Genomic DNA, 1506 nt, shown 5'->3' with positions numbered 1-1506 from the left:
ATAGCGGCTAACACAATGAGGTGGCTCGGTCCTGGTGGCCGTGTCCAGGACGGTAGTTGAGCGTTCGGTTCGGTGTGGGGACGTTGCCGTGGGTCGTGTCGGATGAGCTGTGGAACCGCTTGGAGCCGCTGTTGCCGCAGCGCGAGCGACGCTTTCGGCACCCGGGCCGCAAGCCGCTGCCGGACCGGCAGGTGCTGTGCGGGATCTTGTACGTGCTGCACACCGGGATCCAGTGGGAGTACCTGCCGCAGGACCTCGGCTTCGGCTCGGGCATGACGTGCTGGCGTCGCTTGCGGGACTGGAACGAGGCCGGCGTCTGGCAGCGGCTGCACGAGGTGCTGCTGGCCGAACTGAACGCGGCCTCGCGGCTGGACTGGTCGCGCTGCGTGGTCGACTCCTCCCACGTCAGGGCGTTAAAAGGGGGAGTCAGACGGGCCCGTCGCCGGTCGACCGGGGCCGAGCCGGCTCCAAACATCACTTGATCACTGACGGGCACGGCACCCCGCTGGCGGTGCTACTGACGGGCGGCAACCGCAACGACGTCACTCAACTGCTGCCCTTGCTCGACGCGATCCCACCGGTCCGCGGCCGGGTCGGCCGTCCCCGCCGCAAGCCGGACTCGCTGTTCGCCGACCGCGGCTACGACCACGACATCTACCGCGACCAGGTCCGCGCCCGTGGCATCGTGCCCGCGATCGCACGCCGCGGCACCCGGCACGGCACCGGACTGGGCACCTACCGCTGGGTCGTGGAGAGGAGTTTTGCCTGGCTGCACGGCTTCCGACGTCTGCGGATCCGGTGGGAACGGCGAGCCGACATCCACGAAGCGTTCCTGAAGCTCGCCTGCTGCCTCATCACCCACCGACAACTCAGAGCATTACGCTGACACGAGGGCGCAAGACCGCTGGTCGCCTCATGGATGTCCGTGGCTCATGCCATGATCCGGCCTCATGAGTGACCGTTCGCTTTCACCTGCCTGGCTGGCCTCGTGGACAGAGAGAGTCTCCGGGGTCCTCGCGGCCCTGGCAGGCGAGTTCGAGCGTCGACACGGCTTTCCCCCTGGTACCAACGAGGTCCGGCCGGCCGACCGCGACGATCAGACCGCGGCTCGCACGCTTGCCCAAGCGGGCCTCATCCCGGCTGACCTGGTCACTTTCTACGACAGCATCGGCGACGTCACCTGGGCGGACGTCGGCAACGGCTACTTCCTCGACTCGGCGGGCGACGTCCTTCTGCGGCTCCAGGAGCACGGCGCCGTCGGTGCCGACGCGGTCCAAATGGTGGCCATCGGCTCGAACGGCGGCGGCCTGTCCTACGTCGCGGGCCCTGATGGGTCGGTTCATCGGACGCGGACGGCATCACTGGACGAACCGGAACTCGACAAGGTAGCCCACGACCTGCGGCAATTCCTGGAACTGCTGGAGCAATCCCTGATGCGGTTCGTCGCCGACGGCAAACCGGGATCTCTGTAGGTCAGCCCGCAGGGCCCATTCTGTTAGGCGCTGT

General features: G+C 67.7%; 2 protein-coding genes. Both read left to right on the top strand.

From position 1 onward, the window contains the following. Nucleotides 1-83: 83 nt before the first annotated feature. Nucleotides 84-886, top strand: a protein-coding gene (locus ACIRF9_RS52665) for an IS5 family transposase (RefSeq protein ID WP_403837817.1) whose coding sequence is annotated in 2 segments (ribosomal slippage) — nucleotides 84-398 and nucleotides 401-886 — 801 coding nt in all. Because the reading frame shifts where the segments join, the coding sequence is not laid out codon by codon here. A gap of 136 nt (nucleotides 887-1022) precedes the next feature. Continuing rightward, nucleotides 1023-1472, top strand: coding sequence for an SMI1/KNR4 family protein (locus tag ACIRF9_RS52660; protein ID WP_403837815.1), 450 nt, complete (start codon nucleotides 1023-1025; stop codon nucleotides 1470-1472). Nucleotides 1473-1506: the final 34 nt, after the last annotated feature.

It is taken from the genome of Streptomyces sp. NPDC096132, from assembly GCF_044763345.1.
Classification (GTDB): Bacteria; Actinomycetota; Actinomycetes; order Streptomycetales; family Streptomycetaceae; genus Streptomyces.
This window is presented reverse-complemented; position numbering and strand designations above follow the sequence as displayed.